The sequence below is a fragment of the Colwellia maritima genome, assembly GCF_022669015.1.
GTDB classification, from domain to species: domain Bacteria; phylum Pseudomonadota; class Gammaproteobacteria; order Enterobacterales; family Alteromonadaceae; genus Colwellia; species Colwellia maritima.
In genome coordinates, this window is the sequence record NZ_JAKKSL010000001.1 from 1,667,651 (window position 1) to 1,694,636 (window position 26,986).

The window sequence follows — 26,986 nt, forward strand, 5'->3', positions numbered from 1 at the left end:
CACTTTTGCATTATAGTGATGAATGGGTATTACATTGTTAAGTGAGTTTGATTGAGGTTAAGTGAGTTTGATTGAGTTTTGAAGTGAAGATAGTAGGTTAATTGTAGGCTTTAGGTTTTAAATCTAGCTCCTAAGTGTAGAAACTAAAAGAAGTAATAAAGTAAACATTTATGATAATTAAAAAATTAGCCTTTGCCGTATTACTAGGCGCTTTAGGTACAACAACACAGGCAGCCGAAGAATTTCAGGTTGAAGATATCGAAGTCAAAGGCTTACAACGTGTTGCGTTAGGCGCAGCATTAACACATATTCCTTTTAACGTCGGCGATAATTTAAATAAATTTAGAGTTTCCCAGTCAATTAAATCTTTATATAAATCTGGTCACTTTAATGATATTCGCGTGTATCGTGATGGTAACCGTATTATTTACCGTGTAAGAGAACGTGAAACAATCAGTGAAATCACTTTTGATGGTAATAGTGATTTAAAAGATGAGCAGTTAACTGAAAGTTTAGATGGTAGTAATATACGTGTTGGTGAAACATTAGATCGAACTGTTATTTCAGGCATTGAGATGGGATTGGAAGATTTCTATCATAGTGTGGGAAAATATAATGCCGATGTTACAACCACAATCACTCATCTACCTCGTAATCGGGTAAATTTAGAATTTAAATTTTCTGAAGGCGATGCAGCCGCGCTTAAACAAATTAATTTAATCGGTAACGAAGTTTTTACTGATGCTCAGGTGCTTGATAAGATAGAACTTACGTTCGACTCGCCATGGTGGAATTTTATGGCGCAAGATCGATACCAAAAGCAAACGTTACAAGGTGATATGGAAACTATCAGTAGCTACTATTTGGATCGAGGATATTTGCGTTTTAAAGTAGATTCTACACAAGTGTCTATGACACCGGACAAAGAATCAGTCTATATCGCGTTAAATGTTACTGAAGGTGAAACTTACACTATCAGTGAAGTAGAGTTTATTGGTGATATGGCCGGCTTTGATCAAACCATTAAAGCGATAAATCCATTGCAAGCCGATAGGCTTTATAATGGTGCTGAAGTGACGTATACCGAAGAAGTTATTAGTAAGTTTCTTGGTCGATTTGGTTATGCTTATCCTAAAGTAACTACCATCCCTGAAATTAATGATGAAGACCATACAGTTAAGTTGGCTATATCCATTGATCCTGGTAAACGTATCTATGTGAATAAAGTTAACTTTAGTGGCAATCATGTTACTGCTGATAGGGTATTACGCCGTGAATTGAGACAAATGGAGGGTGCTTGGCTATCCAACAACATGGTTGAACACTCTAAAGCACGTTTATCTCGATTACCTTACATGGAAACGGTGGAATTTGAGACTAATCAAATTGCCGGTGAAGAAGATTTAGTGAATGTAGACTTTACTGTAAAAGAACAAGCGTCTGGTTCTTTTACTGCGGGTATTGGTTATGGTGACTCAACTAAGTTAAGTTTAAATGCGGGTATACAACAAAATAACTTTTTGGGTACCGGTAACCGTTTGGGCTTTAATATCAATACTAATACATATTCAAAAAGTGCTACGTTTTCTTTTACTGACCCTTACTTTACCGTTGATGCAGTCTCTTTAGGTGGGCAAATATTTTATCAAGCGTTTGATGCGGGACAAGCTAATCTAGAACAATACAATAACAAAACTTATGGTATCGGTCTTAACTGGGGATTCCCAATTAACGAGTATATACGACTTGGTTTTGGTGTAGGCTTTAAGAGTAATAGTATTACGTCATTAGAAACTTATGAACAGATCCAAACTTTTTACGATTTGCACTCAGAGTCAGATAATCCAGGCACGTTAAAAACATTAAATAATTATGATGTTAATGCCAATATTTCTCGCTCAACATTGAACCGAGGAACCTTTCCATCGGCGGGTTCATCTCAACAATTATCGTTCAAGATGACGACACCTAACACCTCGGATGTTCAGTATTTTAAAGTGAACTTTGATAGTAAGTTTTATTTTCCGCTAACACGTGATCAGCGTTGGACAGTCTTGACGCGTTTACAGTTAGGTTATGGTAATGGCTACGGTGAAGTCAATGGTAATGATCAGTTACTTCCTTTTTGGGAAAACTTTAGGGCCGGTGGTTCAGATACACTACGTGGCTTTGAAAACAATACTGTTGGCCCGAGAGCAATATATCGTTTTCCAACAACGATTGGTGGAACACCTAATGCAACAGGAAGCAGTGCTTGTTGTTTAGGTCCTGATCATGATTATATTCGAGCATCTACACGTAGTGTAGGGGGGAATGCAATTGCTGTTGGTGGGATTGAATTAATTGTTCCTACGCCATTCTTGGATGAAGGCTACTCTAACAGTGTTCGTACTAGTTTTTTTGTTGACGTTGGTAATGTTTGGGATACTGAATTTGATATGAAAGACTACCAAGATTTAGCGGACGTGGAATTTGACAAAATTGGTGATTATTCAGAAGTTGAGCGTTATCGTGCATCGGGTGGACTATCCATTCAGTGGTTATCACCTATGGGGCCGATGATATTTAACTTTGCTAAAACAATTAAGAAAGAGAAAGACGATGATACATCTTTCTTTAGCTTTAATATTGGTAAAACATTTTAAATATATACATAGTCTTGCTACTGAGTAAACTTTACCTAGTAAACAATAGCACTTAGCTGTTAAATTAACCTATGTGCATAAAAGATATTTCAATTTAAATACAAAAAAGACAAGAGGAAAATACATTGAACAAATTTATTAAATCTATGGTTATTACCGCAACAGCATCAACTATGTTACTCGCAAGTAGTGCAATGGCTTTCGAACAAAAAATTGCTGTAGTTAATATGCAAGAAGCCATGAGCCAAATTCCTCAAGCTGCTGTTTTAATGCAAACTTTAGAAGCAGAATTTAAGGATGAAAAAGGCGTGATCGAACAACTTCAAAAAGATTTAACTTTTGAAGACGAAAACTTAAAACGTAATGGCTCTTTAATGAGTGAAAAAGAAAAAACTGATCTGCAAAATAAAATGGCGGGTTTATATCAACAATACCAAGTAAAAGTTAAAGAATTTCAACAAAAAGTTTCAGTTCGTAAAAACGAAGAAACTAATAAATTATTAGCGTTAGTTACTCAAGCGGTTGATAATATTTCAGCTAAAAATAATTATGATCTAGTACTTGCAAAACAAGCAGTTGTATTTTCAAAGCCTGCTACTGATATCACTGTTAAAGTGGTTGAGCAAGTAAGTAAACTTAAATAATTTATGACTTATACTCTTGCTGAAATAGCAACACATATACAAGCTGAGTTAATTGTTAAGCATGACACACAGTGTTCTGCGGATAGTCATATTATTAGTTTAGCAACACTGGCAAATGCTAAGCAGGGCAATGTTGCTTTCTTAGCAAATAAAAAATATATTTCACAGCTTAGTGATACTCGTGCTAGTGCAGTGATTATCTCTCCTGACATGCTAGAACAATGTCCTGTTAATGCATTAGTAATGGATAACCCTTATATGGGGTATGCTATATTAGCTAACTTACTTGATACAACACCGAACATTGCTGAAGGGATACATGTTAGTGCTGTGATAGCTAATGATGTAACCCTAGGTGAAAATGTGAATATTGGTGCTAATGCCGTTATTGAGTCAGGTGTTAAGCTAGAAGATAATGTTAGTATTGGTGCGGGTTGTTTTATTGGAAAAAATACAACAATTGGCAAAGGTACCCGCCTTTGGGCAAATAGTAGTATCTATCATAATGTCATTATTGGTGAAGACTGTTTAATTCAAGCGAATACGGTTATTGGCTCTGACGGTTTTGGTTATGCTCCAGTAAATGCACAATACAAATGGCATAAAATACCTCAATTAGGGCGTGTTGTTATTGGTGACCGTGTTGAAATTGGGGCAAGTACTACTATCGATAGAGGTGCCCTGGAAGATACGATCATTAAAGACGGAGTTATACTCGATAACCAAATTCAAATAGCGCACAATGTTGTTATTGGTGAAAATACTGCCATGGCGGCTTGTAGCGTTATTGCCGGCAGTACCGTGGTAGGAAAAAATTGTACCATAGCCGGGCTTGTTGGTATTAATGGGCATATAAATATCACGGATAACTGTACTTTTACAGGTATGGCTATGGTTACAAAAGATATTTCTACACCTGGTGTTTATTCTTCAGGTATGCCTGCAGCCCCTAATAAGGAATGGAATAGAACCAATGCACGGGTAAAACGCTTAGATAGTTTAACCCAACGTGTCAAAGCATTAGAAAAAGAATTCGAAAATAATAATTAGATTATAGTTAAGTATAATAATAGCCGCAAAGGCAACATAAAATAACGCAAACCTAGGTACTAATTTATTAACTCATTAATTAGTACAAGCCACTGAAAGGAACAATCCATTGGACTCTCTTGATATAAACAGAATAGCAAAACCCATATTACTAAATGAAATAAAAGAGCTGATCCCGCATCGATACCCCATGCTACTTGTAGATAAAGTAGTTGATCACGAACCCTATAAAAGTTTACATGCAATTAAAAATGTTACCATTAACGAACCTGTTTTTACTGGACATTTTCCTGATGCTGCTATTTTCCCTGGTGTATTAATTTTAGAAGCATTAGCACAAGCAACGGGCATACTTGGCTTTAAAAGCAGTGAAGGTCGAGAAGGAAACGAAATGTATCTTTTCGCTTCTATTGATAAAGCACGTTTCAAACAACCTGTTGTACCAGGAGACACCATGCATCTTCATGTTGAATTTATTAAAGAAAGACGTGGTATGTGGAAATTCTATGGCGAAGCAAAAGTTGATGGTAAAGTTGTTTGTTCCGCTGAGCTTATGTGTGCAAAACGAAAACTTTAAATATTAGGTTAAAAAACATCTATGATTCATCCTCAAGCCATTGTTGAACCCGGCGCTATTATTGGTAAAAATGTAACTATCGGTCCGTGGACTCATATAGCAAGCAATGTTGTCATTGGTGATAATTGCCAAATTAGTTCGCATGTTGTTATTAATGGACCGACTAAAATAGGCAAAGGTAACCGTATATTCCAATTTGCCAGTATAGGTGAAGATTGCCAAGATTTAAAATATCTTTGGTGAACCTACTGAGCTGATTATTGGCGATGATAATATCTTTCGTGAATGTTGTACTATTCACCGAGGTACATTGCAGGATAATAGCCTAACGAAAATTGGTAGTAACAATTTATTTATGGCTTATACTCATGTTGCACATGATTGTATAGTAGGGAATCATTGTATTATGGCAAACAATGCGTCAATTGCAGGACATGTGCATGTTGGTGATCATGTCATCATCGGTGGTATGTCAGGAGTTCATCAATTTTGCCATATTGGTGCGCACAGTTTTATTGCGGCAAATGCATTAGTATTAAAAGATGTTCCGGCTTATGTAATGGCCTCTGGTCATCCGGCTAAACCCTTTGGTTTGAATAGCGAAGGCTTAAAACGACGTGGCTTTGATAGTGGTATTATTTTATCAATTAAACGTGCGTATAAAGAAATTTACCGTAAAAAACAATCAATTGACGATGCATTAATGGCGATATCAGCACAAGGGGAGTCCTCCCCAGAACTTGAGCTTTTTACGCATTCTATAGAAAAATCAACACGCGGTATTATCAGATAATATTATAGGTAGTGCAGTTTTATAGTGCTAAATTCTTGGGTTTAGCTCCTAGAAACTCATGATTATAATTACAGGCAAAAAGATAAACCCAGGAGCTAACCCGGTGTCATCAACCTTAACGACTAATACATTATCTCCTGTTTTTGCCATCGTTGTAGGCGAGCATTCAGGGGATACCCTTGGTCTTGGTTTAATGCAAGTATTAAAAACAGACTATCCCGATGCACAGTTTATTGGTATTGGCGGCGCTAAAATGGAAAAGCTTGGTTTTGAAAGCTTATTTGCTATGGAAGAGCTCGCAGTTATGGGGATTGTTGAAGTACTTGGTCGTATTCATCGCTTGCTTTATGTAAGAAAATCCCTTGTACATCACTTCATCCAGAATAGACCTGATGTATTTATTGGTATTGATGCTCCAGATTTTAATATTGGTTTAGAATTACGTCTTAAGGAACAGGGCATCAAAACTATTCATTATGTTAGCCCTTCTGTTTGGGCATGGCGTGAAAAACGTATTTTCAAAATAGCAAAAGCTACTGACATGGTGCTCTCGTTATTACCTTTCGAAAAAGATTTTTATGATAAACATCAGGTGCCTTGTACTTTTGTTGGGCATCCACTTGCTGACGATATCCCTATGGTAAGTGATAAAAAACAGGCGAGAGATCAACTCAGCCTTCCTATTGAAAATAAAATTCTAGCACTAATGCCAGGTAGTCGAGGAGGGGAGTTATCCCGTTTACTTGAACCTTTTTTACAAAGTGCTGTTCAATTGCAAAAAGAAGATGAAACCTTACTTTTCGTTGCGCCTATGGTCAGCGAAAAACGTGCTGAACAATTTAGTAAACTTAAGCTCCAATTCGCACCCAATTTAAAAGTACAGGTCATTATTGACCAAACGCAAGCGGTGATGGCGGCAAGTGATTGTTTGTTGACGGCATCAGGCACTGTGACGTTAGAAGCAGCCCTAATTAAAAGGCCCATGGTGATATGTTATAAGTTTACGTTGTTGACTTATCTTTTGGCAAAATGGTTAGTAAAACTGAAATGGTTTTCTTTGCCTAATTTATTAGCGAATAAAACCTTAGTGCCAGAGTTATTACAAGATGAGGTATGTTCTGAAAAAATTATACCTTTAGTTAAAGCGCGTTTATATCATGATCAAACTCAATTGAATGATAGTTTTAATACGATTCATCAACAGTTAAAATGTAATGCAAGCAAACAAGCAGCCAAGGCAGTGATTGATTTACTCAATACACCTAATTAAATCCTTTCAACTGAACAAAGCTTAATAAAATAAGAATTGATATGGCTAAAAAAATAATCTTTCCTGAATTTGAATACCCTATTGCATATTGTATTGCCGGAGTAGATGAGGTGGGCAGAGGACCACTTGTTGGTGATGTGGTGACTGCTGCGGTAATTTTAGATCCTGATAATCCTATTAATGGCTTGAGAGATTCAAAAAAGTTATCTGAAAAAAAGCGTTTATTACTTAGTGAAGAAATTAAAGAAAAATCTATTGCATGGTCAATAGGCAGAGCGAGTCCTGAGGAAATTGATACCTTAAATATTCTCCATGCCACTATGCTTGCAATGCAACGTGCTGTACAAGGGTTAAGTGTCACGCCTGATTATGTGCTAGTTGATGGAAATCGAACGCCAACATTTACCGGTAAGGAAGAACCAATAAGGAGCCAAGCTGTTGTTAAAGGTGATGATCGTGTTGATGAAATAAGTGCTGCTTCGATAATAGCAAAAGTTGCTAGGGATAATGAAATGATAGCGCTCGATAAATTATATCCACAATATGGCTTTGCTAAACACAAAGGTTATCCAACAAAAATGCATTTGGAAAAAATTATTGAGTATGGCGTGTTAGATTGCTACCGACAGAGCTTTAAGCCTGTTGCTCGGGTATTAGGTCAAATCAAATGAGTGAGCAAGTAGCTGAAGAAACCACATTTATTGAGCCGAAGTTTATTCACTTGCGTATTCACAGTGATTATTCAATGTGTGATGGCTTAAATAAAGTAAAGCCTATTGTTGCCAAAGCTGCCGCATTAAAGATGCCGGCGCTTGCCTTAACAGACCAGACTAACCTATGTGGTCTCGTTAAATATTATCATGCCACTCATGGTGCAGGAATTAAACCGATAATTGGTTGTGATTTTTGGATGCTGAGCGAAGAGCTTGGCGATGAACTTTCCCGTATTGTTGTGATAGCTACAGATAATGTGGGCTATAAAAACCTCACTGAATTAATTTCAAAAGCTTATATGCGTGGGCATATACAAAATAAAGCGGTCATTGACAAGCGATGGTTAGTTGAATTCAAACAAGGCTTATTGCTTTTATCGGGAGGCCGAGAAGGTGATATAGGTAAAGCATTAATAAAGGGGAATTCTACCCTTGTAGAGCAGATGGTTGGCTTTTATCAGCAACATTTTAATCAGTGTTTTTATCTTGAATTGATCAGAACAGGTAGAGCTGACGAAGAAAACTATTTACATCTAGCCGTTGACTTAGCTATTCAATATGAACTGCCCGTTGTTGCCACGAATGAGGTAATGTTTCTTTCACCTGATGATTTTGACGCTCATGAAATTCGCGTTGCTATTCATGATGGCTACACCTTAGACGATAAACGCCGCCCTAAACGTTATAGCGAACAACAATATTTGCGCAGTGAAGAGGAAATGTGTGAATTATTTAGCGACATTCCTGAAGCTCTGGCAAACAGTGTAGAAATTGCTAAACGTTGTAATGTTACCGTCACGTTGGGGGAATATGTATTACCAGATTTTCCAACAGATGGTTTAGAAATTAATGATTATTTTATAAAAGTGTCTGAAAAAGGCTTAGAAAAACGACTGGATCAATTATTTGATCGTCAAGCGGAAAACTTTGCCGAAATAAGAGCACCGTATGATGAACGACTAAAAATAGAATTAGAAGTTGTTAATAACATGGGATTTCCCGGTTATTTTTTAATTGTAATGGAGTTTATTCAGTGGAGTAAAGATAACAATATTCCCGTTGGTCCTGGTCGAGGCTCAGGTCTTTGGTTCCTTAATTGCTTATGCCTTAGATATTACTGATCTTGATCCACTAGAGTTTGATTTACTTTTTGAACGCTTTTTAAATCCTGAACGTGTATCTATGCCTGATTTCGATATTGATTTCTGTATGGATAGGCGAGATGAGGTGATTGATCATGTCGCTGAGTTATATGGTCGTGATGCTGTGTCACAAATTATCACCTTTGGTACCATGGCGGCAAAAGCAGTAATTCGAGATGTTGGTCGTGTTTTAGGTCATCCTTACGGCTTTGTAGACAGAATCTCCAAGCTTATCCCGACAACGCCCGGTATGACTTTAGCTAAAGCGTTTGAAGAAGAGCCTAAGCTGCCTGAATTATATGCGCAAGATAGCGATGTAAAAGATCTTATTGATATGTGTCGCATACTGGAAGGCACTACAAGAAATGCGGGCAAGCATCTTTGGGGGGTTGTTATTTCACCCACAACTATTACCGATTTTGCGCCGCTTTACTGTGATGATGAAGGCAAAAATCCCGTCACACAGTTCGACAAAAATGATGTAGAAGATGCGGGGTTGGTTAAGTTTGACTTTCTTGGGCTAAGAACACTGACTATTTTGCAGTGGGCTATAGAAATGGCCGATGAAAAACTGCTAAAAGCGGGAAAAGATCCTATTGATATTTCCGCTATCCCGTTAGATGACAAGGATAGTTTTGATGTTTTATTAGCGTCAAAAACCACAGCTGTTTTTCAATTGGAATCAAGCGGTATGAAATCGCTGATTGATAAATTAAAGCCGGATTGTTTTGAAGATATCATCGCTTTAGTTGCTTTATTCCGTCCTGGACCTTTACAGTCTGGGATGGTTGATAACTTTATAGAACGAAAGCATGGTCGAGAAGCGATAAGTTATCCCGATGAAACCTGGCAGCATATCGATTTAAAACCTGTACTGGAACCAACGTACGGCATTATTCTTTATCAAGAACAGGTAATGCAAATCGCGCAAGTGTTAGCGGGTTACTCTCTTGGCGGTGCAGACATGCTGCGTCGAGCTATGGGTAAGAAAAAACCAGAAGAAATGGCTAAGCAGCGTGAGGGTTTCGAACAAGGCGCTAAAGATCGTGGTGTTGATGGCGAATTAGCGATTAAAATTTTTGATCTCGTGGAAAAATTTGCCGGTTATGGTTTTAATAAATCACATTCTGCTGCTTACGCTTTGGTGTCGTATCAAACTTTATGGATGAAAACGCATTTTCCTGCACCGTTTATGGCTGCGGTTATGTCTGCGGATATGGACAATACCGAGAAGATTGTGACCTTGGTTGATGAATGTAGCAATATGGGGATTGATTTATTGCCCCCTGATGTTAATGCAGGTCAGTATAAATTTACGGTTAATGATAATAACCAAATTGTCTATGGTATAGGTGCAGTTAAAGGTGTTGGCGAAGGTCCAATTGAAGCGATTATTGCTGCGCGTCAAGCCGGTGGTCCTTTTACTGACTTATTTGACTTCTGTGCGCGTTTAGACTTAAAAAAAACGAATAAGCGAGTATTAGAAAAATTGGTTAAATCTGGTGCTATGGATGCACTTGGGCCCACCTATAAGTTAACAAGCGACGGCAAAGACTTACCCAATAGAGCTGTGTTGTTCGCAACCTTACCCGAAGCTATAAAAGCGGCAGAACAACACGCTAAAGCTGAATCGTTAGGGCAAAATGACCTGTTTGGTTTGATCAATGATGAACAAACAGATTCCCGTCAAAGTTTCAAAAATGTTAAAAAATGGCCTGAAGAAGTTTGGCTTGATGGTGAGAAAGAAACCTTGGGTTTATATCTTACCGGACACCCCATTAATCGTTATTTAACCGAAATTAAAAAATATTCCACCTGACCGTTTAGTGGGTATGCAACCAACAGGACGAGATAAGCAAGCCGTAGCAGTTGGGTTAGTCATTGGTGTTCGTGTTATGGTGAATAAGCGTGGGCGTCGGCGGGCATTGGTAACACTTGATGATAAAAGTGCGCGTATGGATATACGTTTGTTTCCTGATGATTATGATAAATTTTCAGAGCTACTTGAAACTGATGCCATATTAGTCTGCAGCGGACAGGTCAGCTTTGATGATTACTCAGGAGGTAATACAATGACCGCCCGAGATATCATGACAATTACTGACGCACGAGAAAATTATGTTACCTCATTAGATCTTCAGGTAAATAAAGGTATAATTGGCTGTGATTTTTTTGAACAATTTATCCACGTTTTAACACCGCATAAAGAAGGCACTTGTCCTGTTAGAGTTTTTTATCAACGAGAAGAAGCTCGCGGCATGTTAGAACTTGGAGTACAATGGCGGGTAACGCCAACTGATATGTTATTAAATGATTTAAAAGAATTATTAGGTGACGAAAGAGTCACTCTACAATTTAAATAACGCGGTTATTAACAAACATATACAATATTTTAACTATATCAACGACAATAAGAATTAAAAATTAAGCATTATCGATTATAATATTGGTAATAAGAGAATATTAAGACCATTTTTTAGGTGCAAAGCAGCATATGTCATTAAATTTTTTAGATTTCGAACAACCTATTGCCGAGCTTGATGCAAAAATAGAAGAGCTTCAACTTGTGAATACTGGTCAAGAGTTAGATCTTGATTTAGAGGATCAAATTACGCAGTTGCGCGAAAAAAATAAAGAGCAAACCAAGAAAATTTTTGCCAATTTAGACCCTTGGCAAACCGCGCGTGTTGCTCGTCACCCACAACGTCCTTATACGTTAGATTACTTACCACGAATTTTTACCGAGTTTGATGAATTAGGCGGCGATAGAGCTTATGCTGATGATAGTGCTATTGTTGCGGGTACTGCGCGTTTAGACGGTAGAGCTGTGATGGTTATTGGCCATCAAAAAGGCCGTTCAACTAACGAAAAAGTTAAACGTAACTTTGGTATGCCACGCCCAGAAGGCTACCGAAAAGCATTGCGTTTAATGAGAATGGCTGAACGTTTCAACATGCCAATCATTACCTTTATAGATACGCCAGGCGCTTACCCTGGGATTGGTGCTGAAGAACGTGGCCAAAGTGAAGCTATAGCAACTAATTTAAAAGTAATGGCACGGTTAACGGTACCTGTTATCTGCACTGTTATTGGCGAAGGAGGTTCAGGCGGGGCGCTAGCCATTGGTGTTGGCGATCGAGTGAACATGCTTCAGTACTCTACCTATTCGGTAATTTCTCCAGAAGGTTGTGCTTCAATTTTATGGAAAACAGCTGAAAAAGCATCAACGGCTGCAGAAGCGATGGGCATTACAGCACAACGTATTAAAGAATTAGGTCTGATAGACAGTATTGTTGAAGAACCATTAGGTGGAGCACATCGTGATGTCGATCAAATGGCCGCAATGTTAAAACAAGCGCTTAAAAGTGACCTAGCAGAATTAGATGTGTTTGATAAAGAGCAATTGATTGAAAAGCGTTATGATAAATTAATGTCTTTTGGTTATTGCTAAGAAGTATTATAGATTTACGTAGCGAGTTAGCTAGTTTTGATGTTTATCGAACTACCTATGAGTCTCGCTACTATTCATTTGAACTAACGTGTAAATTTACGCGTAATCGTAACTATGCATCCTATCGAGTCAACAGTACTTAACACAATCAGTAAATATCCAGATATGCCTCTGGTTATTGCTTACAGTGGTGGTGTTGACTCTCAAGTATTACTACATGCGATAGCATCGTTAACGCAAAGATTTATCATTTCTAATCCTGTTACTGTCTGTCATGTTAATCATGGATTGAGCAAGAATGCGGCTGATTGGCAGGTATTTGCCGAGCAAGCTTGCTTAGCTTTGAAACTAAAGTTAAAAGTCTGTCAGGTTAACGTTCAAGCCCGGACCTCAACAATCATTAGAGGCATTAGCCCGTAATGCTAGGTATCAAGCTTTACAATCTATCAATACCTCACCCTCATTAATACTCACAGGGCATCATAGCGATGATCAAGCAGAAACATTTTTACTGGCGCTAAAACGAGGATCAGGCCTAAAAGGTTTATCCGCAATGACAAGTGAAACTAAACAGGGCAAAGATGTATTACTGCGCCCACTGTTAAACATTACGCGTGCACAGATTCTCGATTATGCTCAACAGTTGCAATTAAGTTGGGTAGAAGATGAGTCAAATACTGATATCTGTTTTGATCGAAATTTTTTGCGAAATGACATCATACCGTTACTAACCAATCGTTGGCCTAGTATTGTTAATACGATTAATCGTAGCAGTGACCATTGCCGTGAAGGTCAGTTGTTATTGGAGGAATTAGCTGCTGACGATCTTAAGTTTTGCCAAAAGGATGGTAAAAACTTGTCTGTAGGATGTTTAAAGCAATTATCTCAAAGTCGATTCAATAACCTTATTCGTTATTTTTTAGCACAACACCAGTGTTTAATGCCAAGTACAGAACAATTAGTTCAACTTTACCTGCAACTTAACGCCGCCGATGATAAAACGCCAGTGGTTAAAGTAGGTGATAACTACCTACGACGGTATAAAGGTGTTTTATATTTAACGCCTCAATTTGGGGATGTTAGTGACTGGCAGGTGGAGCTTGATTTATCTGATGATGAAAGTTTTATAGAATTACCAGATGATTTAGGTAAATTGAATATTGTAAAAGTCGTGCTTTATAACGATCAAAAAACGACACAAGGTATTATATTGCCGGGAAAAATGCAAAAAGTGACATTGCGTTTTTCACATAACAATCCAAGTTGTTTACCTGACTATCGAAATCATTCTCGTAGTTTAAAAAAGGTACTGCAAGAGCTTAATATACCAACGTGGCAACGTAAGCGCATTCCTTTTTTATATTACGATGATGAACTTGTTGCTGCGATTGGTTTTTTTGTTTGCCAAGCATATGTACTTCAGGAAAGTGAGCCCAGTTTACATATTACCTGGGCTTCTTAAATCATCTGTTTTAAGTTGCAAGAAAACAAAAGAACTTGAAGTTTAACTGCTATTTTGTGATGTGATGTGAAGCCGCAGCGGAAAATACCACATCAGTAGAGCTGTTCAGTGCAGTTTCGGCTGAATCTTGGATTACTCCAATAATAAAACCAATAGCCACCACTTGCATCGCAATATCATTTTCAATGCCAAATAAGCCACAAGCTAATGGTATTAATAATAGTGAACCACCAAACAACCCCAGATGCGCCACAAGCTGAAATGGAGGCGACAATTGACAGTAATATTGCGGTACCAAAATCAACTTCAATGTGTAAACTATTTGCCGCTGCGAGAGATAATACGGTTATTGTTATTGCTGCTCCGGCCATATTAATTGTTGCGCCGAGGGGGATAGAAACTGAATAGGTATCTTCATGTAAATCTAACTTTTTACACAGTGCCATATTCACTGGAATATTTGCAGCGGAGCTACGAGTAAAAAATGCGGTGATTCCTGATTCACGTAGACAAGTGAAGATTAAAGGGTAGGGGTTTGTCTTCATTATTATAAATACTATTAATGGATTGACGACAAGGGCAATAATTAGCATAGCACTTAATAACACAAAAACTAGATGGCTATATTCAGCTAGAGCTGTAAATCCAGTTGTAGCAAGTGTATTAGCGACTAAACCAAAAATACCAACTGGCGCAAAGCGAATAACCAAACGAACAATGCTCGAAATTGCTTCACTAAAATCATGAAGAGTAGTCTTTGTTTGTTCATTAGCATGTTTAAGTGAAAAACCTAAACCAAGCCCCCACGCTAATAGAGCAATGAAATTGCCATTAGCAATGGCGCTAATTGGGTTCTCTACCACTTTAAACGCTAATGTAGCTAGTACTTCACTCAATCCTTGTGGTGGGTTAGCACTTGCGGCTATATCTAATGTTAGAGAGGTTGGAAAGATAAAGCTTAAAACCACCGCAACAAAAGCGGCACAAAGCGTACCCAGTAAATATAATCCTACAATGGGTTTTAATTTAGCGTCACTGTTTGTTTTTTGATTGGCGATACTTGCAGCAACCAAGACTAATACTAAAATGGGTGCTACTGCTTTCAGCGCGGAAACAAACAAACTGCCCAGTATTGAAAACGACTTTGCGATGTCAGGGGATATAGTCGCGACTAGCGTGGCAAGTATAATGGCAACAATTATTTGCGATACTAAGCCTATAGATTTTAATTTATTGATAAGTGAACGATTAGAGATTGATGATTCAGCCGTCATACTAAGCCTTTTTATTATATTATAGGCAGAGTTTTTAACATTGCTGTGAATGTTTGTCTAGTGATTAACGCTACAGGGAGTTGGTTGTTTATTAATTATAACTTTATTACGACCAGTATTTTTAGCTTGATAGAGTGCTTTGTCAGCATCAGTGATAGATGTTTTAATTGTTTTACCTTCATTAAATGAAGCAATACCAAAAGAGCAGGTTATATTAATAACATGATTTTCTGATGTGACAAAAAGTTCATGCTGAATTAATTTACGTAATTTTTCTGTAATCATATAGGTTGTTTGACAATCTATATCAGGAAAATAAATAATAAACTCTTCACCGCCATAGCGAGCAACAAAATCAAAATTTCTAATATTTAATGTCAGTAAATCAGCAAACTTTTTCAATATCTCATCGCCTGTGCTATGACCATATTTATCGTTAATAGATTTGAAAAAATCAATATCAAGCATAGCGATACAACTTTGATACGATTTACGTTGCAATCGACTTAACTCTCGTTCCAAAAACATCTCTAATGCATGCCGGTTTGGTAATTGTGTTAAATGATCGGTATTTCTAAATGCCGCTAGATTTGAATGTAAGAAACTTTTAATTTCTTTTAAAAATAACTCTTCAATTTGTTTAAATTCTAAGTAGGTAGATTTAGCCGGTTTGCCGTGTTCATTAAATTCATTTATGAGGTTACAAACAACAAGATGAAGTTTCTTGTGTCTTATACCCAAATTAATAAAATCAATGTGTTCACAAATATCAATATTGTCAACACTATAATACCATCTCCCGAAATTACACAAATAGTGTGGTTTATCACAACAACAAAATGAGGATAAGTTTTGATGATCACAAACCATTGCGTAGTTTAAATCGCTGAGCCATTGCAAATGGTCATCAAAAGCGCGTTTTAGGGCTTGGGTGAGTTTGTCAAAGTCTGTTTGGCTAAGTGCTAATTGTAACTCAGGTTTCACAATATAATATTAACTCCACTTTATTGGTTTGCCTAGAATAACAAAGAAACAGAGTGAATAATAAGCCATATTTGATTAAACACAGTGATTTATATCAAATTATTTTAATTATTGCCCTACTTTAAGGTATAATTGAAGCACTAAATTTGTACCCAAATAAGATTAATATTAGGAACCAATATGCCTAGCAAACAAGCATTAATTCAACGGAGCAATAATAGCTGCGAACTTTGTACCTCAACTGACAATTTAGTCGTTTATCCCGTACCGCCGACAAGTGATTTAAGTGCGCAGCAATCTATTTATATTTGCCAAACTTGTCAAAGTCAAATTGACGGTGAAAGTGAGCCGGATTTAAATCACTGGCGTTGTCTTAATGATAGTATGTGGAATCAAGAACCGGCAGTACAAGTTATGTCATACCGTATGCTGCATAAGTTGTCGTCAGAAAGTTGGGCTCAAGATGCGCTTGATATGATTTATATGGAAGATGACGTAAAAACGTGGGCTGAGCAAGGGATAGCTGCTGAGCAGCGAGAAGGTCCTACCCGTGATAGTAATGGTGCTGAATTACAAGACGGTGATGATGTAACCTTAATTAAAGATTTAAAAGTTAAGGGCGCCAATTTTACAGCCAAACAGGGTACGTTGGTGCGAGGTATCACCTTAACCGATAACCCTGAGCATATTGAAGGTAAAGTCAATGGTACGCGCATTGTACTTGTTGCTGCTTATTTGAAAAAGGCTTAACGAATTAGCTAAAGAACACTCACATCAATTTATATTATGATTATGGAATATAAATTGATGTTTGTTAAGTTGGTGTTATTTTTTGAACTGATGACACCTTCACATTTTGGCCCCATAATTTATTTATAGATTCCGCAGCCTGTGCCGAATTTCCGCTAACCCAGAACTCAACAATACCCTTTATGTTCTCTGTATTTTCTAAATTATTGCTCTGTAGCTTATTCTTTACTTCTTTTGCGACAGGAATTGCTGTGTCAATAATATTAACGTTAAGACCTGCAATATTTTCAATCGTAGTTTTCAGAAATGAAAAGTGAGTACAGCCGAGCACTATTTGGTCACAATTTTGCGATAATAGTGGTTGGATGTATTGTTCAGCCGTTGTGTGAGCTTGCTCACTATTGTGATTTAGGCTCTCTACTAAAGTGACAAATTTAGGGCAAGCTTTAGTTCTTATGCTCACTTTTTCACCATATTTGTCACAGAGGTTCTGAAAAGACCTACTTGCAATTGTTTGTTCCGTTGCTAATACGCCAATAATGCCCGATTTGCTTTGTAAAGCTGCAGGTTTTATATCGGTTCAACTCCTATAATTGGAATGGAAGTTTCAGCCCGTAAATTACTTATTGAATTAACGGTAGCCGTATTGCAAGCAACAACAACAAGCTTACAATTCTGACTAATAAGAAATTTTACAATTTCTTTTGAGCGTTTTTCGATTATTTCTGTGGATTTATTTCCATAGGGAGAAAACTCAATATCCGCAAAATAAACTAAGTTTTCTTCAGGAAGCAGTTCATTGATTGCCTCGGCGATAGAAAGCCCTCCTACGCCCGAATCAAATATGCCGATTGATTTATGTCTTTCCATCTTAAGGTAACGTCGCTAACAAGTATTGTTTAAGTTTATAATCCCAAAAACGTTTAGTTTTTAAAATACACATTTTAATTTATAACCAACGTCTTACTTTTTTGCAGTACGCTTGGTAATGATTAGGGAAAAGTTTGTTGAGCATTTCTTCTTCAGGAATAATTTGATATTTAGTTATGTACCGGATGAATAGCGGTATAATAATCAAACATACATAGTTTTGTAAGTAGACAGCTAAAGCCAACAAAGTAATGATTAATGCTAAGTACATAGGGTTTCGAGAATAAGCAAAAACACCACTGTCAACTACAGTACGGGTTTTTTCTGGTGTGTGAGGGTGAAAGGTGGTTTGGTGTTTATGAAAATCATAAAGTGCTAACAACCCAATAACACTTCCTACGATAACGAAGACAATACTGATAACTAAGTGATGTGTTATATATAGGTTATATTGAGGGAAGCGGGTTGCTAGAGCAAACATTAATCCTGCAGCAATTAACAATTGTCTTTGGTGGGATAACTTTCAATTCTAAATTCATTTTATGCCACAATGATGATCACTATCTCAATTTCTTTACCAACTGTGGGCTTGAGCTAGTGATTGTTTTCTAACAGTTAATGATATATTAAAGGTTGGCTTTTCTATAAGTTTCACAAGCTATCTTATCTTCACACTCACCATACAGATATAAGCTATGGTTTGTTAAGGTGATTTTGTGAGATTCAGCGATATCTTTTTGTCTTTGTTCTATCACGTTATCTTCAAATTCCACAACTTTGCCACACTGTAAGCACACTAAGTGGTCATGGTGTTGCTTATGAGACAATTCAAAAACAGACTTACCACCTTCAAAATGATGGCGTGTAACAATACCTGCATCGTCAAATTGGTTAAGCACACGGTATACAGTAGCTAAGCCAATTTCTTCATGCTGCTCAAGTAATATTTTATAAACATCCTCTGCACTAATATGTTGATTATTTGGGTTTTGTAGGATGGTTAAAATTTTAATACGAGGCAGGGTGATTTTTAATCCGGCTCTTTTTAGTTCTTCATTTTGATCTGCCATGTAATTAATTTCTCTAATTAAGGTAATAGGAATAAAAATAAAAGTATAGGGTGTTATTAAGTTTGGTGAAAGGGTTAGTTTGGCTAATTGCTATTTTTTTTGCTTTTAAATGATAAAAGCTCATTAAATGAGCTTTTGATAGAGGTAAATAACTTTAATATTATGGGGGGTAAGATTATTTTATGCTAGATCAGCTAAACACATTTCATCATTAAGTTGATTTACCCACTTGGTAACACGCTCTTCGGTTAATTCAGATTGCCTGTCTTCATCAATACACAGACCGATAAAGGTATTTTCATCAATTAACGCTTTAGAGGCTTCGAACTCATAACCTTCAGTTGGCCAATTACCAACAACTATTGCCCCTTTGCTTTCAACGATATCACGTAGCGGTTCCATGGCGTCACAAAAATATTCAGCATAATCTTCTTGATCACCTAAACCAAAAATAGCCACTAATTTATCAGTGAAGTCGATTTCTTCAAGTTCAGGTAAAAAATCATCCCAGTCACACTGATTTTCGCCATAATACCATGTTGGAATACCTAAAATGAGTAAATCGAATTCAGCGATATCTTCTTTTGTGCTTTTTGCGATGTCTTTTACATCAATCATTTTTTTGCCGAGTTTTTTCTGAATCATTTTACTTACAGCTTCAGTATTACCAGTATCACTACCAAAAAATAAACCTACGATTGCCATGGGAATTTACCTTATTACTTCAAATTTAGTATTAAAATTAATTGTTTTCTTTCGTCAACGAGTCAATCAATAATCTTTCTATTAACTCACTACGACTAATGTTTTTAGTTTTAGCTAATTCTTCTAACTGTTCAAATATGCTGTGATGAATTTTAAACTCCACACGCTTTAGACCGTTACTTTTGTCTCGTTTTACCTGGTTTCGCTTATTAATTCGTATTTGAACACTGCGAGGGTGCGGACTCGTCTTTGGACGACCAGGGCGTTTTTCATCACTAAATAAGTCAATAGTGGTTAAGTCAGATACTTCCTTTGCCACTATCCAACCCCCTGATTTTCCCAAATAAATTGAATGATACCTTTAGCTATAAAGCCTGCGCAACCTAAAAATAATACAAAATAGACGACTACTCTGCCCATTTTTGGTACGTCATTTTTATTCATTACATCATGGATGGATAAGCCAATAAAACCAAAAATAAAAAGAAAAAATAAATTCAGCCCAATAGTTTCTATTAACTCTAAATGTTCAGCTAGCATGTTAGTCAGTGAGTCAGTCTAAAAATTGGCGGCACTATAGCATAGTGTCAATATAATCTCATTTTTTTTCGTTATTATCGTGAGGCTTTATCTCGTGATTCTAGCTTATTTTACAGGGGGAATTATTGATCTCTATCAAAATGCTTTATGTAAAATTATTTGGTTAGAAAATCTAAAAGTATTTTGTTAAAGGCTGTTGTTTTTTCAGCATGTAACCAGTGACCCGCACCTTGGATTATTTTAGCTCTAGCCTTTGGGAACAGTATTTTTATGATGCTTTGGTGTTCAGGTCGGATATAGTCAGAATCCCCCCTTTAATAAATAGCGTCTCGCCGATAAACGACTGTTTTTCGTCAGAAGAAGAATTCTCTATACTTTGCATTATTTGTGGGTAACCTTGCTCTATATAATGAAGGTTACATTTAAAACTAAATTGGTTTTGATCATTTAATATAAGGTTACGTAATAAAAACTGCCTAACCCCCAAATTTTCCACATAAGATGCTAATTGAATATCTGCCTCTTTACGTGTTTTTATTTTAGTTAAATCTATTGCTTGCAAACCCTCAATAATAGTTAAATGATGGGCAGGGTATTCAACGGGAGCAATATCAGCAACCACTAACTTGTGTACTCTATTAGGGTATAAAAGCGCACACTTCATCGCAATTTTACCTCCCATTGAATGTCCTAAAATATGACAAGACTTAATATCCAAATTATCCAGTAGAGTAATGATGTCTTGTGCTAAAACTTGATAATCCATACCTTCTTGATGAAATGAGTTTCCGTGGTTTCTTACATCAACACTGGTAACGCAATAATGTTGGCTTAAGTTTCTTGCAATCATGTTTAAGTTTTCTAAACTACCAAATAAACCATGAATTAATACGATATGATCGCCTTGACCACGCTGTTGGTAGTTTAGTTCTGGATAGCTTGAGAGCGATGAGCTCTGTGCTGAAAAATTTTTAGCTGTCATGACGTCGTTCATATTGTTAAATTGGTTACTGAGATCAATTTTATCATGAAATTTTAAGTAATTTGAAATTAATACCTATCTAACTTATGTAAATATAAACATAAATATCTGTATTCATGTTAATTTCACTAAATTATTCCCCTTATCTTTGGTTAATATTCAATTAAGCAGTTTGATACTAAACATTTATTCTTATGTACCCCTATACCCTTAATTAATTTAATTGGTATAATCCTGCGGTAATTTAAATTATAGAAGTAAGTGAAAAATGAAAAACATTGAAATTGATGATGAGTTATATCTTCACATTGTTGCCAATACACAATCTATTGGTGAAGATGCTTCAAGTATTTTACGCCGTTTACTTGATTTTGATGAGGAAAGCGACAAAGTAGTTTCACTAAATGAAAGAGCAACGGAATCACAGTCAAAAACTTCGTTGACTGAAAACGTTGCCGTTGAACAGGATACTATTGCCGAGCCCGTTGAAATTGATGATGAGGAACATGGTTCTGAAACCGTTTTTAATTTTATAAATATAGAAGAACTGGCAATGCAGCGTGGTGCTGTGGGCCGATTTTTACTAATTCTGGCTGCGTTATATAGAGCACACCCAAAGAAATTTAATGTTGTAACAAATATAGGCCCTAAAGTGAGTGCTAGAAAAACCAAGCGTTTATATTTTGCATTGAGCGAGGCATTGTTAACAGCAAGTGGAAGTAGCACTAAACCAAAACAGATCCCACAAAGTCCCTATTGGGTCATAACTAATTCTAATACAACACGTAAAAAAATGATGCTTACAGAAGCGGCCACTTTGTTAGGTTATAATGAAGGTGATGTCATAAAAATTCGTGAGTTGCTTTAGTTGTAACGAGATTATCGATATCAAGCGGGCGATATAATGCAGAATAAAGTCAACATTGAATAAAGTTATTTAACATAAAGGTTCCAATGCCATATTTACAAGAAAAATTATCAGTAGCACAATTAAAAGCGCATTTGTTAATCAATGGTGATTTTTTACATTTAACCCGAAGCCATGAACTTTCAATGTCTGCATTTTGCTTTGACGTGGTTTGTGCGAGCAGCCAAGCTAAAACAAAAGTATCAGTGCTTGATACGGGTATTATTATGTTTGAACCAATGAGCAATAATTCAAGCAAGGATATCGTGTTGTCTAGTGCAGTTCATGGTAATGAAACGGCACCAATTGAAATTTGTAATGCTTTAATAAAAAAAATCGTGTTAGGTGCATTACATTTAGAACATCGAACCTTATTTTTGTTCGGGAATCCACCGTCAATAAATATTGGTAAGCGTTTTGTAGAAGAAAATTTAAATCGCTTATTTTCGGGGGGCATTCTGTAGATCAAGGACAGGGCGCAGGACTGATAAATAATGAGCGCCATCGTGCTTTATTATTAGAAAATACCGTTGCAGATTTTTTTAATCAAGGTCAAGGAGAGCGCTTCCATTATGATTTGCATACGGCTATTCGAGGCTCTAAAAACGATAAGTTTGCGGTTTATCCTTTTAGACATAATAAACCTTGGGTGAAATCACAGCTACAATTTATGTTGGCTTGTGGTGTAAATACTATTTTATTTTCAAACTCGCCAACGACAACTTTTAGTTATTTTTCATCTAATGAATTTAATGCTCATGCATTTACTGTTGAACTGGGTAAAGTTAAGCCCTTCGGTGAAAATAATATGGCTAACTTTTTAGGTGTACAAGAAAGCTTAACTTCATTAGTATCAGGGCAGCCATTAGAATTAAAAGCCTATGATAAAGCGGATTTTAGTTTCTTTGAAATCAATCAAATTATTGATAGGCAGGATGAAAATTTCACGCTGCATTTTGCTGACGACGTAGAAAACTTCACTGACTTTCCTGTTGGTACGGTGATAGCAACTGATGGTAAAGATGAAATTAAAACACTTAAACCGGGAGAAGCTATCATTTTCCCCAATGCTAATGTCGCTGTTGGTCAGCGTGCATTGTTGACAGTGATACCTGTGGAAGTTAACCCAATATAAGTCACAATATAAGTGAACTTGTTACTTAGAATGACTAACCTTAATTCGGGTCAATAAGTTTTTAACTCATTGAAAGTTAGTGAGATTGGTATAATTTCCCTTTGTTTACCATAGTGAGATATTTTTGCTACTTTAGTCCGTAAAATAAGTAAGGCAAACTTACACGCCAATAGCCGGCCTATTGCAAGTGAATTTAACGAAGAAGTTAGCAAAAATAGCCATTATAGAAAGATGCATTAAGCCGAGCTGAGGTTAATTATCCACATTCTTCATTAATCTACTATGAATAATTCGAGTGCTTACAAAGACTAAAGCGATAACTACAGGTACTGCAAAACCGCTGACCAATTCATGGTTATACTCAATGCCTAAAGAAGGCAAAGATGAAAGCATCGTTTCAAAAAGCTGCATACCGTAATAACTGATAGCTGCGACCGACAAGCCTTCAACAGTTTGCTGTAAACGCATTTGTATAAAAGCTCTACGGTTCATTGATTTAAGCAGTTTCTGATTTTGTTCCTGTAAGAGCATTTCAACTCTTGTGCGTAATAAATCACTGGCGCGATTGACACGTCGAGAAATATCTTCCAAATGATTGGCTGCTGTTTGGCAGGTCTTTACGGCAGGCGTTATCCGTCGCATTAAAAATTCTTGTAAGGTCATATGACCATCAATTTCATCTTCTTTTAGTTCATCCATGCGCTGTAAAACAACATCATAATAAGCGTTAGTTGCTGAGAAGCGATAATTACTTTGACTTCGTAAATCTTCAACTTTTGCGGCAATGGTTGATACTTGTGTTAAAAGTTGACGATCATCGCTATCTTTACCTAGTGCAATACAGGTGGTTACTTGTTGTAACTGTAAGTCTAATTGATTCAATTCGCTATTAATGGCTTGAGCTAGAGGTAATCCTAAAGTAGCCATTAATCGGTATGTATCAAGTTGTAATAATTGCTGCACCAATCGACCTAACTGCTCAGGTGATAATGTTTTCTCAAAGACTAAAAACCGACCAAAACCATCATCATGAAGTTTATAAGAAGTCCAAACTTTAGCTAATCCATTATAAGGTGCGCTAGCGGTAAGACGCATATTGTCAAAATATTGGTCAATATTAGTTCCAGGTGATTGATTGCCAGGCTCAATAACAAGGTGTAAAGCAGCAATAACTTGACCAGGCATGTGTTCTAGCCAACCACTTGGTACATAGTCTATTGCATTTTTAATAAAAGGTTGATTGGTTAAAGGGGCCTCATGAATAATGGTATAGGTTGAATATTCCATATGTCGCTCCCGGCCCGCAAACTAAATAAACCAAAGTTTTGGTAAAAGCAGGGCATAGTTTTAGCGGGTAAACTTACTTGAAAACGATTACATAGCAGCGATATAAAATCATGTTCTTTTTGTTTTAACTTCCCTTCATGTTGAATAGCAATATGCGTTATTTGCGCAGGGTTAGTGATAGATCTAAATGGGCGGTTATGTAATTCACTGTACAGTTTTTCTCTTAAGGGATGAATTGTCATATTACTTAAGGTTGTTAAAGTCGGTGCTGAGGGGCTTATTATTTTTTCAGATGTATTGCTTGGTAACATTTATTAATCACTTCAGTACAGTTAAAGGTTTTATCTTAAAGGGTTAAATTTAAATATGCTTATTTCAACGGTGAATAAACATTATTACCCTTTAAGATTGTCTCTCAAACGCTTACTTGTAAACAAAACTTTAGTATGAAATGTGTTAGGGTAAGCAGGTATATAACCTGTAAACTATTGTTATAGATACAACCAATTTAAAAGAAAAGACAGAGTTACCCACATCAGTAAAATCAACGGAATACCAACGCGCATAAAATCAGAGAATCGATAACCGCCGGCGTTCATCACTAATAAATTTGTTTTATAAGCCATAGGTGTGGCATAACTCAAATTTGCACCAAATAATACGGCCAAGATAAAAGGCTCAGGGGGAAGATTAAGTTGACTTGCAACAGAAATAGCAATTGGCGTACCAATAACTGCGGCGGCATTATTCGAAACAATATTGGTTAATATTGCTAATAACAACATTAGAGCAGATAAAACGCCTCCTGGAGGTAAACCAGACGATAAGGCGACAAATACCTGCGCTATATATTCTGCGCCTCCTGTTATCATCATTGCGGAGCCTAAGGCAAGCGATGCCGCGACAATTAAAATAACTTGGGTACTTAGGGCTGAAGAGGCTTCTTCCCAATTTAAACATTTAGTAATAAGTAAGATAAGAACGCCACAAACCGAACTGATTTCAATTGGTAAAATACCTAATGCGGACGAAATAACGACTGCGAGTAGTGTGCTTAATGCGATTGGCGCTTTACTTGTTTGTGGTAATGCCTCTGCGCCATCAATAATTAATAGGCCTTGTTTGGACTTTAATAAATTAATCTGTTCGGTTTCACCTTGTACAAGTAATACATCACCGATTTTCAATCGAGTGTTTCCTATACTGCTTCGGCCTATTTCCATCGCCTTGCCGGCTCGATGCAATGCAATAACAGAAATAGAGTATTTATTGATGAAATTAGCTTGCTGTAAGGTTTTTCCTTCTATTCCTGAACCGATAATAACAATTTCAGCCAATGTTTGTTTATCTGCGTTTAAAGGGTGCTCATCATCAACTTTTTGTTGTCCAGTGAATAAAGTTGCGCCTAATACCGTTTCATATTCTTTTAGTCGATCAGGATAATCATGTACTTTAAGCCTATCACCTTCAGTGAGTATGGTATCGGGTAAAGGCATAATACTGCGGTAATTAGGCCCTCGTTGAATACTTTCTATTTTAAGTTGTCCATCGGTTAATTTAATAATTTCAGCGATGGATTTGCCATTAACGTCACTTTCTTCATTTATATTAAGATAAGCGCTAAACAAACGTGGTGAAGTATCAGGCATTGATGGCGTTCTTTTTGGTAATAGTTTGGGTGCCACTAACCATAAATATAACACCGCGACAACCGAGGCAATAAGGGTTGGTTGAATAAAATCAAACAAGCCAAATTCTACTGCGCCCATATTTTTTGCAATACTAACCACTAATAAGTTAGTTGATGTACCAATTGTTGTTGCCATGCCACCTACTAAAGTTGCTAAGCCCATAGGTAATAACATGCCGGATGAATCTGTTTTATTCCGCAGGGATACACTAATTAAGATAGGTAAGAGTAAAACCACAACAGGGGTATTGTTGACGAAAGCACTCAAGGCTCCAAAGAAGAATGAGGGTTAATAATAAAGACAATGTTGGGCTAATTTTCCATAGTTTAGCTAAATATCGACCAATAGGCTCTAATGCACCCGTTCTTACAATGCCGTGCCCTAAAATCATCAGAGAACAAACAGTTATCAAGGCTTCGTGAGCAAAACCAAAAAATAAAGCGCTTGGCTCAAAATGTACACCTTCGCTGTAAAATGGAAATAAGGTAAACAGCACACACAGAATTGTTATGACAGCAAGGGAAGAGGTTTCTAAAGGTATGTCGTCTCGACGAAACAAATAGAGAGCTAAAACGGTGATTAATAAAATAGCTAAAGCATGATTATTAGGTAAATCTGGAATATTCAAAGAGGTATACCGTGTTAATTATTTGGCTTATACGCTCAGTATATACCTAACATTAATATAATTGGTACTAATCAACTATTTTAGTTAGCGGATAAGAATAAAATGTTTTTCAAGTAAATCATTGACTCAATAAAGTCACCTGTAAAGGCACCAGAGCTTGACGTGGGTAATATATCTAACCATAGTTGTTATATTTTGATGGATTGTAATCATCAAATGAGTTTTGATAAATCTTAGGGCGTTTTAAAGATGGTAATTTTAGTTGTTTAGTACTTGCTATCTTTGATAGTAAGTACTGCTGTTTTCAGTTTAGGGATAAACTAAACAAATCAACAAAAAATATACTAATAGGTTAAACACAACCATGAATAAAAAATTTATAAGTAACCAACGTCGACATAAAGCGAAGGCTAAAA

General features: G+C 36.6%; 23 protein-coding genes and 5 pseudogenes. 14 read left to right on the forward strand and 14 right to left on the reverse strand.

The features are described from left to right. Nucleotides 1-170: 170 nt before the first annotated feature. From bamA to tilS, 11 genes and pseudogenes are all read left to right on the forward strand, one after another. A complete protein-coding gene (gene bamA / locus L3081_RS08235) occupies nucleotides 171-2,645 on the forward strand; it encodes an outer membrane protein assembly factor BamA (RefSeq protein WP_242284812.1) in 2,475 nt (824 codons plus the stop codon). A 125-nt stretch (nucleotides 2,646-2,770) separates the two neighbouring features. Continuing rightward, nucleotides 2,771-3,289, forward strand: a complete 519-nt coding sequence (locus L3081_RS08240; RefSeq protein ID WP_242284813.1) for an OmpH/Skp family outer membrane protein — start codon at nucleotides 2,771-2,773, stop codon at nucleotides 3,287-3,289. A gap of 3 nt (nucleotides 3,290-3,292) precedes the next feature. After that, nucleotides 3,293-4,339 (forward strand): UDP-3-O-(3-hydroxymyristoyl)glucosamine N-acyltransferase, encoded by a 1,047-nt coding sequence (gene lpxD, locus L3081_RS08245; protein ID WP_242284815.1) that lies wholly within the window; start codon nucleotides 3,293-3,295, stop codon nucleotides 4,337-4,339. A 109-nt stretch (nucleotides 4,340-4,448) separates the two neighbouring features. Further along, entirely contained in the window at nucleotides 4,449-4,916 is a 468-nt protein-coding gene (fabZ, locus tag L3081_RS08250; protein WP_274620370.1) for a 3-hydroxyacyl-ACP dehydratase FabZ, read from the forward strand. Between the two features lie 21 nt (nucleotides 4,917-4,937). Then, a pseudogene (lpxA, locus tag L3081_RS08255) lies at nucleotides 4,938-5,709 on the forward strand (acyl-ACP--UDP-N-acetylglucosamine O-acyltransferase). A gap of 103 nt (nucleotides 5,710-5,812) precedes the next feature. Continuing rightward, the gene (gene lpxB, locus L3081_RS08260; RefSeq protein WP_242284817.1) at nucleotides 5,813-6,979 is read left to right on the forward strand and encodes a lipid-A-disaccharide synthase; all 1,167 of its coding nucleotides are present in this window, start codon (nucleotides 5,813-5,815) and stop codon (nucleotides 6,977-6,979) included. 41 nt (nucleotides 6,980-7,020) lie between these two features. After that, a complete protein-coding gene (rnhB, locus tag L3081_RS08265) occupies nucleotides 7,021-7,650 on the forward strand; it encodes a ribonuclease HII (protein ID WP_242284819.1) in 630 nt (209 codons plus the stop codon). Then, nucleotides 7,647-11,197, forward strand: a pseudogene (dnaE, locus tag L3081_RS08270) (DNA polymerase III subunit alpha). The gene rnhB and the pseudogene dnaE overlap by 4 nt, the downstream one beginning before the upstream one ends. Nucleotides 11,198-11,328: 131 nt before the next feature. Then, entirely contained in the window at nucleotides 11,329-12,285 is a 957-nt protein-coding gene (gene accA, locus L3081_RS08275; RefSeq protein WP_242284821.1) for an acetyl-CoA carboxylase carboxyl transferase subunit alpha, read from the forward strand. Nucleotides 12,286-12,399: 114 nt separating this feature from the next. Continuing rightward, a complete protein-coding gene (locus L3081_RS26605) occupies nucleotides 12,400-12,705 on the forward strand; it encodes a PP-loop family protein (protein ID WP_274620371.1) in 306 nt (101 codons plus the stop codon). A gap of 25 nt (nucleotides 12,706-12,730) precedes the next feature. Then, nucleotides 12,731-13,747, forward strand: coding sequence for a tRNA lysidine(34) synthetase TilS (tilS, locus tag L3081_RS28125; protein ID WP_338027277.1), 1,017 nt, complete (start codon nucleotides 12,731-12,733; stop codon nucleotides 13,745-13,747). A 49-nt stretch (nucleotides 13,748-13,796) separates the two neighbouring features. Here tilS and sstT read toward each other — a convergent pair. Together sstT and L3081_RS08295 are read right to left on the reverse strand one after the other, a co-directional pair. Then, nucleotides 13,797-15,021: pseudogene (gene sstT, locus L3081_RS08290) on the reverse strand (serine/threonine transporter SstT). Between the two features lie 57 nt (nucleotides 15,022-15,078). Further along, the gene (locus L3081_RS08295; protein ID WP_242284823.1) at nucleotides 15,079-16,005 is read right to left on the reverse strand and encodes a diguanylate cyclase; all 927 of its coding nucleotides are present in this window, start codon (nucleotides 16,003-16,005) and stop codon (nucleotides 15,079-15,081) included. A gap of 180 nt (nucleotides 16,006-16,185) precedes the next feature. On the opposite strand from L3081_RS08295, the gene L3081_RS08300 reads away from it, so the two are divergent. After that, nucleotides 16,186-16,755, forward strand: a complete 570-nt coding sequence (locus L3081_RS08300) for a PhnA domain-containing protein (RefSeq protein WP_242284825.1) — start codon at nucleotides 16,186-16,188, stop codon at nucleotides 16,753-16,755. A gap of 64 nt (nucleotides 16,756-16,819) precedes the next feature. On the opposite strand, the gene L3081_RS26610 is transcribed toward L3081_RS08300, so the two are convergent. From L3081_RS26610 to L3081_RS08335, 8 genes and pseudogenes are all read right to left on the reverse strand, one after another. Continuing rightward, nucleotides 16,820-17,329 (reverse strand): glutamate racemase, encoded by a 510-nt coding sequence (locus L3081_RS26610; RefSeq protein WP_338027279.1) that lies wholly within the window; start codon nucleotides 17,327-17,329, stop codon nucleotides 16,820-16,822. Beyond that, nucleotides 17,326-17,625 (reverse strand): glutamate racemase, encoded by a 300-nt coding sequence (locus L3081_RS26615; RefSeq protein WP_274620372.1) that lies wholly within the window; start codon nucleotides 17,623-17,625, stop codon nucleotides 17,326-17,328. The genes L3081_RS26610 and L3081_RS26615 overlap by 4 nt, the downstream gene beginning before the upstream one ends. Before the next feature lie 79 nt (nucleotides 17,626-17,704). Beyond that, complete coding sequence (locus tag L3081_RS08310; protein WP_338027187.1) at nucleotides 17,705-18,127, reverse strand: methyltransferase family protein; 423 nt, start codon at nucleotides 18,125-18,127, stop codon at nucleotides 17,705-17,707. Nucleotides 18,128-18,251: 124 nt separating this feature from the next. After that, complete coding sequence (gene fur, locus L3081_RS08315; RefSeq protein WP_242284829.1) at nucleotides 18,252-18,695, reverse strand: ferric iron uptake transcriptional regulator; 444 nt, start codon at nucleotides 18,693-18,695, stop codon at nucleotides 18,252-18,254. Between the two features lie 180 nt (nucleotides 18,696-18,875). Continuing rightward, nucleotides 18,876-19,400 (reverse strand): flavodoxin FldA, encoded by a 525-nt coding sequence (gene fldA / locus L3081_RS08320; RefSeq protein ID WP_242284832.1) that lies wholly within the window; start codon nucleotides 19,398-19,400, stop codon nucleotides 18,876-18,878. Between the two features lie 37 nt (nucleotides 19,401-19,437). Beyond that, a complete protein-coding gene (gene ybfE, locus L3081_RS08325) occupies nucleotides 19,438-19,719 on the reverse strand; it encodes a LexA regulated protein (RefSeq protein WP_242284833.1) in 282 nt (93 codons plus the stop codon). Continuing rightward, a complete protein-coding gene (locus L3081_RS08330) occupies nucleotides 19,719-19,940 on the reverse strand; it encodes a DUF2788 domain-containing protein (RefSeq protein WP_242284835.1) in 222 nt (73 codons plus the stop codon). Before L3081_RS08330 ends, ybfE begins: the two co-directional genes overlap by 1 nt. 155 nt (nucleotides 19,941-20,095) lie before the next feature. After that, nucleotides 20,096-20,922: pseudogene (locus tag L3081_RS08335) on the reverse strand (alpha/beta fold hydrolase). Between the two features lie 268 nt (nucleotides 20,923-21,190). Here L3081_RS08335 and L3081_RS08340 point away from each other — a divergent pair. Together L3081_RS08340 and astE are read left to right on the forward strand one after the other, a co-directional pair. Then, a complete protein-coding gene (locus tag L3081_RS08340; RefSeq protein WP_242284837.1) occupies nucleotides 21,191-21,790 on the forward strand; it encodes a replication initiation regulator SeqA in 600 nt (199 codons plus the stop codon). Nucleotides 21,791-21,876: 86 nt separating this feature from the next. Then, nucleotides 21,877-22,964: pseudogene (astE, locus tag L3081_RS08345) on the forward strand (succinylglutamate desuccinylase). Between the two features lie 252 nt (nucleotides 22,965-23,216). Here astE and L3081_RS08350 read toward each other — a convergent pair. The 4 genes from L3081_RS08350 to L3081_RS08360 form a co-directional block, all read right to left on the reverse strand. Beyond that, entirely contained in the window at nucleotides 23,217-24,251 is a 1,035-nt protein-coding gene (locus tag L3081_RS08350) for a DUF3422 family protein (RefSeq protein ID WP_274620373.1), read from the reverse strand. Next, on the reverse strand, nucleotides 24,209-24,562 hold the full coding sequence (locus L3081_RS26620) for a DUF3422 family protein (RefSeq protein ID WP_274620374.1): 354 nt from the start codon (nucleotides 24,560-24,562) through the stop codon (nucleotides 24,209-24,211). Before L3081_RS26620 ends, L3081_RS08350 begins: the two co-directional genes overlap by 43 nt. 180 nt (nucleotides 24,563-24,742) lie before the next feature. Continuing rightward, nucleotides 24,743-26,179 (reverse strand): SLC13 family permease, encoded by a 1,437-nt coding sequence (locus tag L3081_RS08355; protein WP_242285694.1) that lies wholly within the window; start codon nucleotides 26,177-26,179, stop codon nucleotides 24,743-24,745. After that, nucleotides 26,151-26,570, reverse strand: coding sequence for a hypothetical protein (locus L3081_RS08360; protein ID WP_242284839.1), 420 nt, complete (start codon nucleotides 26,568-26,570; stop codon nucleotides 26,151-26,153). The genes L3081_RS08355 and L3081_RS08360 overlap by 29 nt, the downstream gene beginning before the upstream one ends. Between the last annotated feature and the right edge of the window lie 416 nt (nucleotides 26,571-26,986).